This window comes from Nocardioides korecus (assembly GCF_054778395.1).
In genome coordinates this window covers 107,878-121,628 of the sequence record NZ_BAAGZO010000003.1, presented here as the reverse complement: position 1 = coordinate 121,628, position 13,751 = coordinate 107,878, and the positions used below count along the sequence as shown (strand labels likewise).

Sequence of the window (13,751 nt, the reverse complement as noted above, 5' to 3'; positions counted from 1 at the left end):
CGTCAGCGGACGGGGTGGCCCGCGTCGGCCAGGGCGGCCTTGACCTCGGGGATGCGCAGCGTGCCGAAGTGGAAGACGGTGGCGGCGAGCACGGCGTCGGCGCCGGCCTCGACCGCGGGCGCGAAGTGCTCGGTGGCCCCGGCACCGCCGCTGGCGATCACCGGGATGCCGACCTCGGCCCGCACCAGCCGGATCAGCTCCAGGTCGAAGCCCGAGGTGGTGCCGTCGGCGTCCATGGCGTTGAGCAGGATCTCCCCCGCCCCCAGGCCGGCGGCGCGCACGGCCCACGCGAGCGCGTCCACGCCGGCGGACTCCCGGCCGCCGTGGGTGGTGACCTCGAAGCCGGAGTCGGTCCCGGGGGCCCGACGGGCGTCGACCGAGAGCACCAGCACCTGGTTGCCGAACCGGTCGGCGATCTCGGCCACCAGCTCGGGCCGGCGCAGCGCCGCGGTGTTGACCGCGACCTTGTCGGCGCCCGCCCGCAGCAGGCGGTCGACGTCCTCCACGCTGGAGACGCCGCCTCCCACGGTGAGCGGGATGAAGACCTGCTCGGCGGTGCGCGAGACGATCTCCAGCGTCGTGGCGCGCCCCTGGTGGGAGGCCGAGATGTCGAGGAAGGTGAGCTCGTCGGCACCCTCAGCGTCGTAGACCTTGGCCAGCTCGACCGGGTCGCCGGCGTCGCGCAGCTGCTGGAAGTTGATCCCCTTCACCACGCGCCCGGCGTCGACGTCCAGGCACGGGATGACGCGTACGGCGAGGCTCACCGCTCGGCGCGCCGGGGGCGGTCGGGCCAGGTCAGGTCGAGCCCGTCGGTGAGGGTGAAGCGGCCCTCGTAGAGCGCGGTGCCGACGATGGCCCCCTCGACACCCCCCTGGCCGCAGTCGACCAGGCCCATCAGCGCCTCGAGGTCGGCCAGCTCGGTGATGCCGCCCGAGGCCACGACCGGGCGGGCGGTCTCGGCGCACACCGCCCGCAGCAGGTCCAGGTTGGGGCCCTGGAGCATCCCGTCCTTGTTGACGTCGGTGACCACGTAGCGGGCGCACCCCTCGGCGTCGAGGCGGGCCAGGACGTCGTACAGGTCACCCCCGTCGCGGGTCCAGCCGCGGGCGGCGAGGGTGCGGCCGCGCACGTCGAGCCCAACCGCGATCCGGTCGCCGTGCGAGGCGATCGCCGAGGCGCACCACTCCGGCTCCTCCAGCGCGGCGGTGCCGATGTTGACCCGGCGGCAGCCCGCGGTCATCGCGGCCTCCAGCGACTCGTCGTCGCGGATGCCGCCGCTCATCTCCACGTCGATGTCCAGGGTGCCCACGATCCGCGCCAGCAGGTCGCGGTTGTGGCCCCGGCCGAAGGCGGCGTCGAGGTCGACGAGGTGGATCCACTCCGCCCCCGCCTCCTGCCAGCGCAGCGCGGCCTCGACCGGGTCGCCGAAGCGCTTCTCCGAGCCGGCGACGCCCTGCACCAGCTGGACGGCCTGGCCGCCGGCGATGTCGACGGCGGGGAGGAGCTCGAGGCGTCGTGCTGAGCCTGTCGAGGGGTGGTCGCTCATGCGGTGGGGGCCTTCCGGGGCTGGTTCTCGATCGGGTCGGTGCGCGGGAGGGAGTCGACCCAGTTGCGCAGCAGCCGGGCGCCGGCGTCGCCGGACTTCTCGGGGTGGAACTGGGTGGCCGTGAGCGGACCGTTCTCGACGGCGGCCACGAAGCGGTCGCCGCCGTGCTCGGCCCAGGTGACCAGGGGGGCGCGGGTGCGGTCGTTGGTGTGCAGGGTCCAGTCGCGCACGCCGTAGGAGTGCACGAAGTAGAACCGCTCGGTCTCCACGCCGGAGAACACGGCCGTGCCGGCGGGCACCTCGACGGTGTTCCAGCCCATGTGCGGGACCACCGGCGCCTGCAGCCGCTCCACGACCCCGGGCCACTCGTCGCAGCCCACGGACTCCACGCCGTGCTCGACGCCGCGCTCGAAGAGCACCTGCATGCCCACGCAGATGCCCAGGACGGGACGGCCGCCGGCCAGGCGACGCCCGATGATCTCGGGGCCGCGGACCGCCCGCAGGCCCTCCATGCAGGCCGCGAAGGCACCGACGCCGGGGACCACGAGGCCGTCGCAGTCGGTGGCCGCGAGCCGGTCGGCGCTGAGGGTGACCTCGGCGCCGGCCCGCTCCAGGGCGCGCACGACCGAGCGCACGTTGCCCGAGCCGTAGTCCAGGACGGTGACGCGCGGCCGCGGCCGGCCGGGGTCCGGCGCTGCGGTCACAGGGTGCCCTTGGTCGAGGGCACCCCGGTCTCCCGCGGGTCGAGCGCGACCGCGTCGCGCAGCGCCCGGGCGACGGCCTTGAACTGCGCCTCGACGACGTGGTGGGGGTCGCGGCCACCGAGGACCCGCACGTGCAGCGCGATCTGGGCGTGGTGGGCCAGCGTCTCCAGGACGTGGCGGGTCAGCGACCCGGCGTACGGGACGCCGCTGCCGCCGATCTGGAAGTACTCCTGGCCCTCGGGCTCGCCGGTGTGCACGCAGTAGGGACGACCCGACACGTCGACGGCGCACTGCACCAGCGCCTCGTCGAGCGGGACCAGCGAGTCGCCGAAGCGACGGATCCCGGACTTCGGGCCGAGCGCCTCGAGCAGCGCGTCGCCCAGCGCGATCGCGGTGTCCTCGACGGTGTGGTGGCCGTCGATGTGCACGTCGCCCTCGGTGCGCACGGTCAGGTCGAACAGGCTGTGCCGGCCGAAGGCGGTGAGCATGTGGTCGTAGAACCCGACGCCCGTGGAGATGTCGGTGCGGCCCGAGCCGTCGAGGTCGAGCTCGACCAGGACGGTCGACTCCTTGGTGCGGCGCTCGATCCGTGAGCTGCGGCTCATCGCGTCTCCTCCGTGTTGGTCAGGTCGGTCGTCGTGGGGTGTGTCGTGTGCTTGGTCGTGATCTCGCTCAGGGCGTCGGTGAACGCCGCCATCTCCTCGGGCGTGCCGACCGACACCCGCAGCCAGCCCTCGGGGCCGGTCACCCGGATCAGCACCCCGCGGTCCAGCAGCCCCTGCCAGACGGCCTCGCGGTCCTCGAACCGGCCGAACAGCACGAAGTTCGCGTCGCTGGGCGCGACCTCGAACCCGCGGGCGAGCAGCCACTCGACCGTGCGGTCGCGCTCGGCGCGCAGGTCCGCGACCCGGCCCAGCAGCTCGTCGCGGTGCCGCAGGGCGGCCAGCGCGACGGCCTGGGTGACGGCCGAGAGGTGGTAGGGCAGCCGCACCACCCGGAGCGCGTCGGTGAGCTCCTGGGACGCGGCGAGGTAGCCCAGCCGGGCCCCGGCGAGCGCGAAGGCCTTGCTCATGGTGCGCGTGACCACCAGGTTGCGGTGGTGCGGCAGCAGCTCCAGGGCCGAGGGCGTGCCGTCGCGGCGGAACTCGGCGTACGCCTCGTCGATGACCACGATCCCCGGCGCGAGCTCGCACAGCTCGCCGATCACCTCGTGCGGGAGCGCGGTGCCGGTCGGGTTGTTCGGCGAGGGCAGCAGCACCACGCTCGGGCTGTGCTCGCCGATCAACCGACGGGCCTCGTCGAGGTCGAAGGAGAAGTCCTCGTGGCGGCGACCGGCGACCCAGCCGGTGTTGGCGTCGCGGGCGTACTCCGGGTACATCGAGTACGTCGGGGCGAAGCTGATCGCCGTGCGCCCCGGGCCACCGAAGGCCTGGAGCAGCTGCAGCATGATCTCGTTGGAGCCGTTGGCCGCCCAGATCTGGCTCGGCACCAGCGAGACGCCGGCCTCGGCCCCCAGGTAGTCGGCCAGTGCCGCGCGCAGCTCGGAGAACTCGCGGTCGGGGTAGCGGTTGAGCGTCCCCGCGGCGGCCGCCACCGCGTCGGCGATGTCGCGCACGACGGTCTCCGACGGGCCGTAGGGGTTCTCGTTGACGTTCAGGGTCACCGGGACGGGCAGCTGCGGGGCGCCGTACGGCTCGACCTCGCGGAGCTCCTCGCGCAGCGGCGGCCAGCCGAACAGGTCGGCCGCGACCGGGGCGCCCACCGGGCCACTCACCGGGCCGCTCACCGGGGGTCGAGGCGCGCGCGGACGGCCGCCCCGTGGCCGGGGAGGTCCTCGGCGTCGGCCAGCGTCATCACGTGGTGGCCGACCTCGGTGAGCGCCGCACGGTCGTACTCGATGACGTGCACGGCGCGCAGGAACGAGCGCACCGAGAGCCCCGAGGAGTGGCAGGCGCAGCCGGCCGTGGGCAGCACGTGGTTGGAGCCCGCGCAGTAGTCGCCCAGCGACACCGGCGCCCACGGACCGACGAACACCGCGCCGGCGTTGCGCACCCGGGCCGCGTCGCGGGCGGCGTCGAGGGTCTGGATCTCGGTGTGCTCGGCGGCGTACGCGTTGATGACCGCCAGTCCCTGCTCGACGTCGTCGACGAGCACGACGCCCGACTGCACCCCGGTCAGCGAGGTGCGGACCCGCTCGGCGTGACGGGTCACCGCGACCTGCTTCTCCAGCTCGGCCTCGACGTCGTCGGCCAGCCGCACGGAGTCGGTGACCAGCACCGCGGCGGCCATCGGGTCGTGCTCGGCCTGGCTGAGCAGGTCGGAGGCGACGTACGCCGCGTCGGCGCTGTCGTCGGCCAGGATCGCGATCTCGGTCGGGCCGGCCTCGGAGTCGATCCCCACGACGCCCTTGAGCAGCCGCTTGGCCGAGACGGTGTAGATGTTGCCCGGCCCGGTGACCAGGTCGACCCGGCGGCACGGGCCGGCGCCGTGGGCGAACATCGCGATCGCCTGGGCGCCGCCGACGGCGTAGACCTCCTCGATCCCGAGCAGCTCGCAGGCGGCCAGGATCGTGGGGTGCGGCAGACCACCGAACTCGCGCTGCGGGGTCGAGGTGAGCGCGATCGACCCGACGCCGGCGACCTGGGCCGGGACGGCGTTCATCAGCACGCTGGAGACCAGCGGGGCCAGACCGCCCGGGACGTAGAGGCCGACCCGGTCGACCGGCACCAGCCGCTGGGTGACCCGGGCACCGGGGCCGAGGTCGGTGACCACGTCGGCCTCGAGCTCGGCCCGGCAGGTCAGCCGCAGCCGGCGCACCGACTCCTCGAGCCCGGCGCGGATGGCGGGGTCGAGGTCGGCCAGGGCGTCGCGGAGCGCCTGGCGCGGCACGGCGATGTCGTCCTGCTCCACGCCGTCGAACTTCGAGGAGTACTCGCGGATCGCCTCGACGCCGCGGTCGCGGACGTCGTCGCAGATCGGCCGCACCACGTGCACCGCGGCCTCGACGTCGAAGTCGGCGCGCGGGACGAGGGAGCGGTAGTCGGGATCGGCGCCGGCGACGCCGTCCCGCAGGTCGATGCGGCGGATCATGGCCCCCAGTCTAGGCGGGCCGGGGCGCGGGGCCCGACCGCGTCCGCAGGCTCCCGCGTTCACCGCTCGCTTCGGACAAATCGGACCTAGACTGGGACGGCCGACGCACGGTCGGGTCGAGGGGGTGGCGGTGTGACGAGCACCCTGGGCGGTGGACCGCGCTCGGACGTCCCGCCCCTCCCGGGCACCGACCGGCTCGATCCCCGGGCGCCGCTGGTCGCGCCCGCCCCGCGTGCACCCGGCGTCCCGCCGACGCCGGCCTCGCCGTCCTCGGGCACCCCGGGGCCGCGGACCCGGGACGGGTCACGCTCGCGCGGCGTCGTCGACAGCGCCCGGGCGACCGGCACGGGCGGCCCGGGCGGATCGGGCCTCTCGGCGTGGTCCGGGCCCGGCTCCGTGCGGTGGGCCGGGGTGCGCCTGGGTGACGTCACCCTCATGCAGCTGCTGATGGTCGGTCTGCTCGGGCTCGCCGTGGTCGGCGACCTGGTCACCGGCTCCGGCTCCGCGGCCGGCACCCTCCCCGTCGGGGCCGACGGGGCGCTCCTCCTGACCCTCACGCTCGCGGCCGCCGTCGGCGGGCGGGTCCCCCACCGCGCGGTGGCGGTGCTCCCGGTCGCCGACCTGGTCGTGGCGGCGCTGGTCACCTCCGGGACGGGGGCGACCCCGGGCTCCGGTCCGGGCCTGCTCGCCGGCCTGGCGATCGCGGCCCCGTCCCTGTGGCTGGGGCTGCGGCTGGGTCGGACCGGCGTGGCCGTCGCGGCCGGGACGGCCCTCCTCGCCCAGGCGGCCGCGGTCCTGCTCTCCCCCAGCGGCGGTGCCGGCTCCTGGCGGGCGTGGGTGCTGGTGGTCCTGGTGGCCGGTGGTGCCGGGGCGGTCGCCGCGTCGGCCGCGTTCACCCGGCGCGGGCTGGACCGGGCCCGGGCCGGCGTCGAGGACCTGGAGCGGCGTACGCAGACCATCATCGACAGCGTCGACGTGGGGCTGCTGGAGCTGGACCCCGAGGGCGCCTACCGCTCGGTGAACCGGCAGCACGAGCACTTCATGGCGCTGGCCTCCCCGGACGGGCACCCCCGGACCGTGGGCACCCGCGGGTCGCTGTTCTGCGCCGACGGCGTCACCCCGCTCCCCGACGACCAGGTCCCGACCACCCGGGCGATGCGGGGGGAGCAGCTGGCCGACGACCTGTGCTGGGTGGGTCCCGACCCCGCCACCCGCCGCGGCCTGGCGATCTCCTCCACGCAGCGCCGGGCGCCCGACGGCCGGCTGCTCGGCGTCGTGCTGGTCTTCAAGGACGTCACCGAGCTGATCCGGGCGCTGCGGGTCAAGGACGAGTTCGTGGCCTCGGTCAGCCACGAGCTGCGCACCCCGCTGACCTCGATCATCGGTTACGTCGACCTGGTGCTCGAGGACACCGACGACGTCCCGGACGAGGTCCGCCACCACCTCGAGGCCGTGCGTCGCAACGCCCGGCGCCTGCGCCGGCTGGTCGACGACCTGCTCACCACCGCCGGCACCGGGGCCCGGTCCTCGGCCACGGACCTGCGCCCCACGCCGGTCCGGGTGAACGACCTGGTCGCGACCTGCCTCCGGGAGGCCCGCGGCCCGGCCGAGGAGAGGGGTCTCGCGCTGGAGCTCACCCCGACCGACGGCCCCGAAGACCCCGCCGGCCCGGGGGCCCTGGTGGTCCACGGCGACGAGGAGCGCCTGGCCCAGGTGCTCGACAACCTGGTCGGCAACGCCGTGAAGTACACCCCGCGCGGAGGCCGGGTCACCGCCGGGGTCACCGCCGAGGGCGACCAGGTGGTGGTCCGGGTCAGCGACACCGGCCGCGGGATCGCACCCGAGGACCTCGGCGAGATCTTCGACAGCTTCTACCGCACCGACGACGTGCAGGGCGACGCCATCCCCGGGGTGGGGCTGGGACTGGCCATCACCAAGCGGCTCGTCGAGGCCCACCACGGCGAGATCAGCGCCACCAGCCGGCTCGGCGAGGGCACCACCGTGGAGGTCCGGCTGCCCCGGATGACCGGGCCTCAGGCGTCCTTGCCCACGAACGGCGTCGAGTAGTCGCTCGCCGGCAGGGCGTCGAGCACCGCCTCGGCCTGCGCCGGCGTCATCTCGGCCCGCTCGCGCTCGGCCTGGATCACCTGGCGCAGCAGACGGGTCTCCCCCGCGGTCGCCAGGCCGGTGACCTCGGGGTGCCCGCCCAGGAGCCAGGCGATCGAGGCGGTGATGTGGTGCTGGTCGTCGAAGGGCTCGTACCAGGTCGCGTAGCGGTGCCGGTCGGTCGACTGGTCGGGCCAGGGCCGCCGGGCGATCATCTTGATGGTCATCAGGCCGACGTCGGCGGCCTGCACGGCCCGGACCAGCGCGGCGTAGTCCTCGGCGTACCCGGGGACCTGGAACAGCTTGCGGTTCAGCGGGGTCAGCACGGTGTCGAAGGGGAAGCGGCGCAGGCCCTCCAGGTGGACGGCGGGGGCGGCGTGGGTGTGCCCGGTGATGCCGATGGCACCCACCAGTCCCTCGTCGCGGGCTCGGACGGCGGCCCGGAGCGACCCGTCGTCGCCGGTGACGCGGTCCAGGTCGTCCATCGTGCAGACCGCGTGCATCTGCAGGAGGTCGACCCGGTCGGTCTGCAGCCGCTCGAGGGAGGCGTTGATCTGCGCCCACGCCTCCTCCTCGGTGCGCAGGCCGGTCTTCGTGGCCAGGAACACCCGGTCGCGGATGTCGCCCATCATCGGGCCGAGGCGGAGCTCGGCGTCGTCGTAGTCGGCCGCGACGTCGAGGTGGTTGATGCCCGCCTCCAGCGCCTCGGCGACCGAGGCGTCGGCCGTGTCCTGGTCGACCTCGGCGAGCGAGGCCGCGCCGTAGATCAGCACCGAGGAGCGGTGCTCGAGCCGTCCGAGCCGTCGGGTCTCCATGGGGTTCCTCCCTGAGTGGGGTGAGGGTGGGGTGAGGGTGGGGTGGGGGTTGCGGGACGAGGGGTGCCGGGGTGGCAGCGAGCGGCGCGGGCCGCTCGGGGACGGAGTACCCAGTCCGGGCCGGTCGCACCGTAGATTGACCTCCGTGACGGTCGTCCCCCTCTTCCCGCTCAACACGGTGATCTTCCCGGGGGTGAGCACCCCGCTGCACGTCTTCGAGGAGCGCTACCGCCTGCTCGTCAAGGAGCTGCTGACGATCGAGGACCCCGCCGAGCGCGTCTTCGGCATCCTGGCCATCCGCGAGGGCTACGAGGTGGGCGACTTCGGGCTGCAGTCGCTGCACCGCGTCGGCACGCTCGTGCAGCTCGGCGAGGTGGAGGAGTACGACGACGGCCGGTTCGACATCGAGGTGCTCGGACGCCAGCGGCTGCACGTGGTCGACTCCGACGCCACGGGGCCGTTCCTGCGCGGCGAGGTCGTCCTGGTCGACGACGTCGAGGAGCCCGGCGCCGCCGCCGAGGCCGAGCGCACCTTGACCACCTTCGAGGCCTACCGCGAGCAGCTCTCCCAGCTGCGGGGAGGACCGGTCCTGGCCGGCGACCTGCCGCACGACCCGGCGTACCTCTCCTACGCGCTGGCCAGCACCTGCCTGCTCACGCTCCCCCAGCGCCAGCTGCTGCTCGAGGCCGAGGGCGCGCAGGAGCGCCTGGGCACCCTGCGCCGCACGCTGCACGAGGAGATGCGGGCCATGCGCGCGCTGCCTTCGCTGCCGGCCACCGAGGTGGCCCGTACGCGCTGGTCGCCCAACTAGGACCGCGGCCGTGGCGCGACGCACCCCCGGCGGCACCCCGGCGACCGTGGCCCTGGAGCGGGCCGGCGTGCCGTTCACCCGGCACGCCTACGGCCACGACCCGGCCGTGGCGTCGTACGGCGAGGAGGCGGCGCAGGTCCTGGGACTGGACCCGGCCGCGGTGCTCAAGACCCTCCTGGTCCAGCTCGAGGGCCGCCCCGCCGGTCGCGCCGCCGAGCAGCTGGTCGTGGCCATCGTCCCCGTCGCCGGGACGCTGGACCTCAAGGCGCTGGCGGCGGCCGTGGGCGTCAAGCGGGCCGTGATGGCCGCCCCCGAGGCGGCCGAGCGCGCCACCGGCTACGTGGTCGGGGGGATCTCCCCGCTGGGGCAGCGCACCCGCCTGAGGACGGTCGTGGACCGGTCGGCGACGGACCTGCCGGTCGTCTACGTGAGCGGCGGCCGGCGCGGCCTCGACCTGGGGCTAGCCCCGGCCGACCTGGTGCGGCTGCTCGACGCCGTCGTCGCGGACGTCGGCCGCGCCTGACTCCCCGGGCCGCTCGGGCCCGTGCCGCTCCTCGGTGTGCTCGTCGCGGCGCAGCACCCACAGCTGCACCAGCGCCCCCAGGGCGGCCGCGGCCGGCAGCAGCAGCGTCACGCCCTGGGCGTGCAGCTTCAGCGGCACCGACGCCTTGCCGCCGTCGGGCAGCGCCCGGAGCGCGGTGACCACGTCGCCGGGGCCGAGGACGCGACCGAGGACCACCATGAGCAGGCTGGCCAGCGCCGCCCCGGCGACGGTGAGCACGACCATCAGCAGCGGGTCGCGGCGCCGCCAGGCCAGCAGCGCGATCCCACTGAGCAGACCCAGCGGCGTCGCGACCACCGCGAACCAGCCGTCGATGGCCACCTCGCCGGTGAGCTGCTCGGGGTCCAGCGAGGCCGCGTTGCCCACGCGGGTGGCCTCGGGCAGCGGGGTCAGGGCCCACCACAGCACGCCGGCCACCACCCCGAGGACGACGAACCACACCAGCACCACCAGCAGGTCGCCGACCCAGCCGGGCCGGCCTCCGTCGGCGCGCCCGGCGGACCCGGTCGTGGGAGCCGGTGCCGTGCCGGCGCTCATCCGAGGCACCCCGGACCCAGGATGTGCTTGAGGTCGCCGTAGAGCGCCGGCGAGGGCGAGACCCGCAGCCGGTCGTCGAGCCGCAGCAGCTGGGCGCCCTGCCGGGTGACCAGCTTCAGGCGCACCTCGGTGGTCCCCACGTGGGTGCGCAGCACCTCCTTGAGCTGCTCCACCACGGGCGGCGTGCACCGCGTCGAGGGCATGGTGATCACCACCGGCCCGGTCGAGCGGTCCTCCAGGATCGGGGTCGAGACCACCTTGCCGCGCAGCTCGGGCTGGTCCTTGCTCTTGTCCAGCCGGCCCTGCACGGCCACCACGGTGTCCTCGACGAGGAGGTGCGCGGCGAGCTGGTAGTCGCTGGGGAACAGCAGCACGTCGATCGCACCCTCGAGGTCCTCGATGGTCACGATCGCCCAGGCGTTGCCGGTCTTGGTGATCTTGCGGGTCACCGTGGTGATCAGTCCGCAGATCGTGGCGAAGGCGCCGTCGGGCCGGTCCTCGTCGGTCACCAGCTGGCCGATGGTGCAGTCCGCGGCGCTGGACAGGACGTGCTCGAGCCCGGTCAGCGGGTGGTCGGAGACGTAGAGGCCGAGCATCTCGCGCTCGTGGCCCAGCAGCGTCATCTTGTCCCACTCGGGGATGACGGGGATCGCGACGGAGACGCCGAAGCCGCCCTCGTCGGCGTCCATCCCGCCGAAGAGGGAGTCCTGGCCGATCGCCTCGTTGCGTTTGATGTCGACGTACTGGTCCACGGCGAGCTCGTGCACCGCCAGCAGCGCGCGCCGCCCGTGCTTCATCTCGTCGTAGGCGCCGGCCTTGACCAGTGACTCGATCAGGCGCTTGTTGCAGACCTGGGCCGGCACCTTGTCCATGAAGTCGGCGAAGTCGGCGAACCGCCCCTTCTCCTGGCGCGTGGTGATGATCTGCTCGACGACGTTCCACCCGACGTTGCGCACGGCGGTCAGGCCGAAGCGGATGTCGGTGCCGACCGGGGTGAAGTTGGCCTGCGACTCGTTGACGTCGGGCGGGAGCACCTTGATCTTCATCCGGCGGCACTCGTTGAGGTAGACCGCCATCTTGTCCTTGTCGTCCTTGACCGAGGTCAGGAGCGCGGCCATGTACTCGGCCGGGTAGTTGGCCTTGAGGTAGGCGGTCCAGTAGGACACCACGCCGTACGCCGCGGAGTGGGCCTTGTTGAAGGCGTAGTCGGAGAACGGCAGCAGGATGTCCCACAGGGTCTTGATCGCCGCGGCGGAGTAGCCGCGCTCGGTCATGCCCGCGGAGAAGCCGGCGAACTGCTTGTCCAGCTCCTCCTTCTTCTTCTTGCCCATGGCGCGCCGCAGGATGTCGGCCTGGCCCAGGGAGTAGCCGGCGAGCACCTGGGCGATCGCCATCACCTGCTCCTGGTAGACGATCAGCCCGTAGGTCTCGCCCAGCACCTCGGCCAGGGGCTCCTCGAGCTCGGGGTGGATCGGCACCACCGGCTCGCGGCCGGTCTTGCGACGGGCGTACTTGTTGTGGGAGTCGGCGCCCATCGGGCCGGGCCGGTAGAGCGCGCCGACCGCGGAGATGTCCTCGAACACGTCGGGCTGCATGCTGCGCAGCAGCGCGCGCATGGGGCCGCCGTCGAGCTGGAAGACGCCGAGGGTGTCACCGCGCTGGAGCAGGGCGTACGTCGCCTCGTCGGTCAGCTCGAGGTCCTCCAGCACGACCTTCTCGCCCCGGTTGGTCTCGATGTTGATCAGGGCGTCGTCGAGGACCGTGAGGTTGCGCAGCCCCAGGAAGTCCATCTTGATCAGGCCGAGCTTCTCGCAGGTCGGGTAGTCGAACTGCGTGATGATCGCGCCGTCGGCCTCGCGCTTGAGCACGGGGATGACGTTCTGGATCGGCTCGCTGGACATGATCACGCCCGCGGCGTGGACGCCCCACTGGCGCTTGAGGCCCTCGATGCCGATGGCGGTGTCGACGACGGTCTTGACGTCGTGGTCGCCCTCGTAGAGCGAGCGGAAGTCGCCGCCCTCGCTGTAGCGCTTGTGCTCGGGGTCGAAGAGCTGCTTGAGCGGGATGTCCTTGCCCATCACCGCGGCCGGCATCGCCTTGGTGATCCGGTCGCCCATGGCGAAGGGGTAGCCCAGGATGCGGCTGGAGTCCTTGACCGCCTGCTTGGCCTTGATCGTGCCGTAGGTGACGATCATCGAGACCCGCTCGCTGCCGTAGCGCTCGGTGACATAGCGGATCACCTCGCCGCGACGACGCTCGTCGAAGTCGATGTCGAAGTCGGGCATCGAGACCCGGTCGGGGTTGAGGAACCGCTCGAAGATCAGGCCGTGCACCAACGGGTCGAGGTCGGTGATCCGCATCGCGTAGGCGACCATCGAGCCCGCGCCGGACCCGCGCCCGGGCCCGACCCGGATGCCGTTGTCCTTGGCCCAGCCGATGAAGTCGGCCACGACCAGGAAGTAGCCCGGGAAGCCCATCTGGGTGATCACGCCGACCTCGAAGTCGGCGCGCGCCCGGACGGCGTCGGGGATCCCCTGGGGGTAGCGGAAGCGCAGGCCCTTCTCGACCTCCTTGATCATCCAGGAGGTCTCGTCCTCGCCCTCGGGGCACGGGAAGGCCGGCATGTAGTTGGCCTGCTCGTTGAACTCCACCTCGCAGCGCTCGGCGATCAGCAGGGTGTTGTCGCAGGCCTCGGGAAGGTCGCGCCACAGGTGGCGCATCTCGGCCGGGGACTTGATGTAGTAGCCGTCGCCGTTGAAGCGGAACCGCTTGGGGTCGCTCATCGCGCTGCCCGAGGAGACGCACAGCAGGTGCTCGTGGGCGCCGGCGTCCTCCTTGCGCACGTAGTGGGAGTCGTTGGTCGCGATCGGCGGGATGCCGAGGTCCTTGGACAGGCGCAGCAGGTCCGCCCGCACCCGGGTCTCGATGGACAGGCCGTGGTCCATCAGCTCGAGGAAGAAGTTGTCGCGCCCGAAGATGTCCTGGAACTCCGCGGCGGCCTGCCGGGCCTTGTCGTAGTCGCCGATCCGCAGCCAGGTCTGGACCTCGCCCGAGGGGCACCCGGTGGTCCCGATGATCCCGGTGCCGTGGGTCGAGAGCAGCTCGCGGTCGATGCGCGGCTTGTAGAAGAACCCGTCGATGTAGGCCTGGGAGGAGAGCCGGAACAGGTTGTGCATGCCCTGGGTGGTCTCGGCCAGCAGGGTCATGTGGGTGTAGGCGCCGGAGCCCGACACGTCGTCGTCGCCGCCGTCGTTCCAGCGCACGCGCTTGCGCTCGTTGCGCGGGGTGTTGGGGGTGGCGTAGGCCTCCATGCCGATGATCGGCTTGACGCCCGCCGACCGCGCCTTGGACCAGAAGTCGTAGGCGCCGAACACGTTGCCGTGGTCGGTCATCGCGATCGAGTCCATGCCCAGCTCGGCCGTGCGGTCCATCATGTCGGTCAGTCGCGCGGCACCGTCGAGCATGGAGTACTCGGTGTGCACGTGCAGGTGGGCGAACCCCTCGCGGCCTGTGCTGGTCCCTGAGGTCATGGGGTGCGATCAGCCCTTCCCGGGTGGTCTCGGTGCGGCAGGCGGGGTGG

12 protein-coding genes are annotated in these 13,751 nt (G+C 73.3%); 3 read left to right on the top strand and 9 right to left on the bottom strand.

What is annotated here, in order from left to right; translation table 11 throughout:
• Nucleotides 1-2: 2 nt before the first annotated feature.
• Genes hisF through hisD form a run of 6 tightly spaced genes read right to left on the bottom strand, consistent with a single transcriptional unit; the run spans nucleotide 3 to nucleotide 5,340 of the window.
• Nucleotides 3-764, bottom strand: a complete 762-nt coding sequence (gene hisF, locus ACYVDA_RS06750; protein WP_460816367.1) for an imidazole glycerol phosphate synthase subunit HisF — start codon at nucleotides 762-764, stop codon at nucleotides 3-5.
• Nucleotides 761-1,546 (bottom strand): bifunctional 1-(5-phosphoribosyl)-5-((5-phosphoribosylamino)methylideneamino)imidazole-4-carboxamide isomerase/phosphoribosylanthranilate isomerase PriA, encoded by a 786-nt coding sequence (priA, locus tag ACYVDA_RS06745; RefSeq protein ID WP_460816365.1) that lies wholly within the window; start codon nucleotides 1,544-1,546, stop codon nucleotides 761-763. The genes hisF and priA overlap by 4 nt, the downstream gene beginning before the upstream one ends.
• Nucleotides 1,543-2,250, bottom strand: coding sequence for an imidazole glycerol phosphate synthase subunit HisH (gene hisH / locus ACYVDA_RS06740; RefSeq protein WP_460816362.1), 708 nt, complete (start codon nucleotides 2,248-2,250; stop codon nucleotides 1,543-1,545). The genes priA and hisH overlap by 4 nt, the downstream gene beginning before the upstream one ends.
• The gene (gene hisB, locus ACYVDA_RS06735) at nucleotides 2,247-2,855 is read right to left on the bottom strand and encodes an imidazoleglycerol-phosphate dehydratase HisB (protein ID WP_460816359.1); all 609 of its coding nucleotides are present in this window, start codon (nucleotides 2,853-2,855) and stop codon (nucleotides 2,247-2,249) included. The genes hisH and hisB overlap by 4 nt, the downstream gene beginning before the upstream one ends.
• Nucleotides 2,852-4,024, bottom strand: coding sequence for a histidinol-phosphate transaminase (locus tag ACYVDA_RS06730; RefSeq protein ID WP_460816356.1), 1,173 nt, complete (start codon nucleotides 4,022-4,024; stop codon nucleotides 2,852-2,854). Before ACYVDA_RS06730 ends, hisB begins: the two co-directional genes overlap by 4 nt.
• Before the next feature lie 8 nt (nucleotides 4,025-4,032).
• Nucleotides 4,033-5,340, bottom strand: a complete 1,308-nt coding sequence (gene hisD, locus ACYVDA_RS06725; RefSeq protein ID WP_460816353.1) for a histidinol dehydrogenase — start codon at nucleotides 5,338-5,340, stop codon at nucleotides 4,033-4,035.
• Nucleotides 5,341-5,472: 132 nt separating this feature from the next.
• On the opposite strand from hisD, the gene ACYVDA_RS06720 reads away from it, so the two are divergent.
• Nucleotides 5,473-7,407, top strand: a complete 1,935-nt coding sequence (locus tag ACYVDA_RS06720) for a PAS domain-containing sensor histidine kinase (RefSeq protein WP_460816351.1) — start codon at nucleotides 5,473-5,475, stop codon at nucleotides 7,405-7,407.
• On the opposite strand, the gene ACYVDA_RS06715 is transcribed toward ACYVDA_RS06720, so the two are convergent.
• Nucleotides 7,374-8,261: an aldo/keto reductase gene (locus ACYVDA_RS06715; protein WP_460816348.1), complete on the bottom strand. Its 888-nt coding sequence runs from the start codon at nucleotides 8,259-8,261 to the stop codon at nucleotides 7,374-7,376. The two genes, ACYVDA_RS06720 and ACYVDA_RS06715, sit on opposite strands and share 34 nt — an antisense overlap.
• A gap of 145 nt (nucleotides 8,262-8,406) precedes the next feature.
• On the opposite strand from ACYVDA_RS06715, the gene ACYVDA_RS06710 reads away from it, so the two are divergent.
• Together ACYVDA_RS06710 and ybaK are read left to right on the top strand one after the other, a co-directional pair.
• Nucleotides 8,407-9,072 carry an LON peptidase substrate-binding domain-containing protein gene (locus ACYVDA_RS06710; RefSeq protein WP_460816345.1) on the top strand — a complete coding sequence of 222 codons (666 nt, stop codon included), beginning with the start codon at nucleotides 8,407-8,409 and terminating at the stop codon, nucleotides 9,070-9,072.
• Between the two features lie 10 nt (nucleotides 9,073-9,082).
• Nucleotides 9,083-9,595: a Cys-tRNA(Pro) deacylase gene (gene ybaK / locus ACYVDA_RS06705; protein ID WP_460816344.1), complete on the top strand. Its 513-nt coding sequence runs from the start codon at nucleotides 9,083-9,085 to the stop codon at nucleotides 9,593-9,595.
• Here ybaK and ACYVDA_RS06700 read toward each other — a convergent pair.
• Nucleotides 9,533-10,171, bottom strand: a complete 639-nt coding sequence (locus ACYVDA_RS06700; protein ID WP_460816342.1) for a hypothetical protein — start codon at nucleotides 10,169-10,171, stop codon at nucleotides 9,533-9,535. The two genes, ybaK and ACYVDA_RS06700, sit on opposite strands and share 63 nt — an antisense overlap.
• Complete coding sequence (dnaE, locus tag ACYVDA_RS06695) at nucleotides 10,168-13,701, bottom strand: DNA polymerase III subunit alpha (RefSeq protein ID WP_460816340.1); 3,534 nt, start codon at nucleotides 13,699-13,701, stop codon at nucleotides 10,168-10,170. Before dnaE ends, ACYVDA_RS06700 begins: the two co-directional genes overlap by 4 nt.
• Nucleotides 13,702-13,751 lie beyond the last annotated feature (50 nt).

Bases quoted from the DNA above. Each gene is read 5' to 3' on its own strand.
- hisD (WP_460816353.1), bottom strand. From the start codon at position 5,340: ATGATCCGCCGCATCGACCTGCGGGACGGCGTCGCCGGCGCCGATCCC.
- hisB (WP_460816359.1), bottom strand. From the start codon at position 2,855: ATGAGCCGCAGCTCACGGATCGAGCGCCGCACCAAGGAGTCGACCGTC.
- dnaE (WP_460816340.1), bottom strand. From the start codon at position 13,701: ATGACCTCAGGGACCAGCACAGGCCGCGAGGGGTTCGCCCACCTGCAC.
- ACYVDA_RS06715 (WP_460816348.1), bottom strand. From the start codon at position 8,261: ATGGAGACCCGACGGCTCGGACGGCTCGAGCACCGCTCCTCGGTGCTG.
- ACYVDA_RS06700 (WP_460816342.1), bottom strand. From the start codon at position 10,171: ATGAGCGCCGGCACGGCACCGGCTCCCACGACCGGGTCCGCCGGGCGC.
- priA (WP_460816365.1), bottom strand. From the start codon at position 1,546: ATGAGCGACCACCCCTCGACAGGCTCAGCACGACGCCTCGAGCTCCTC.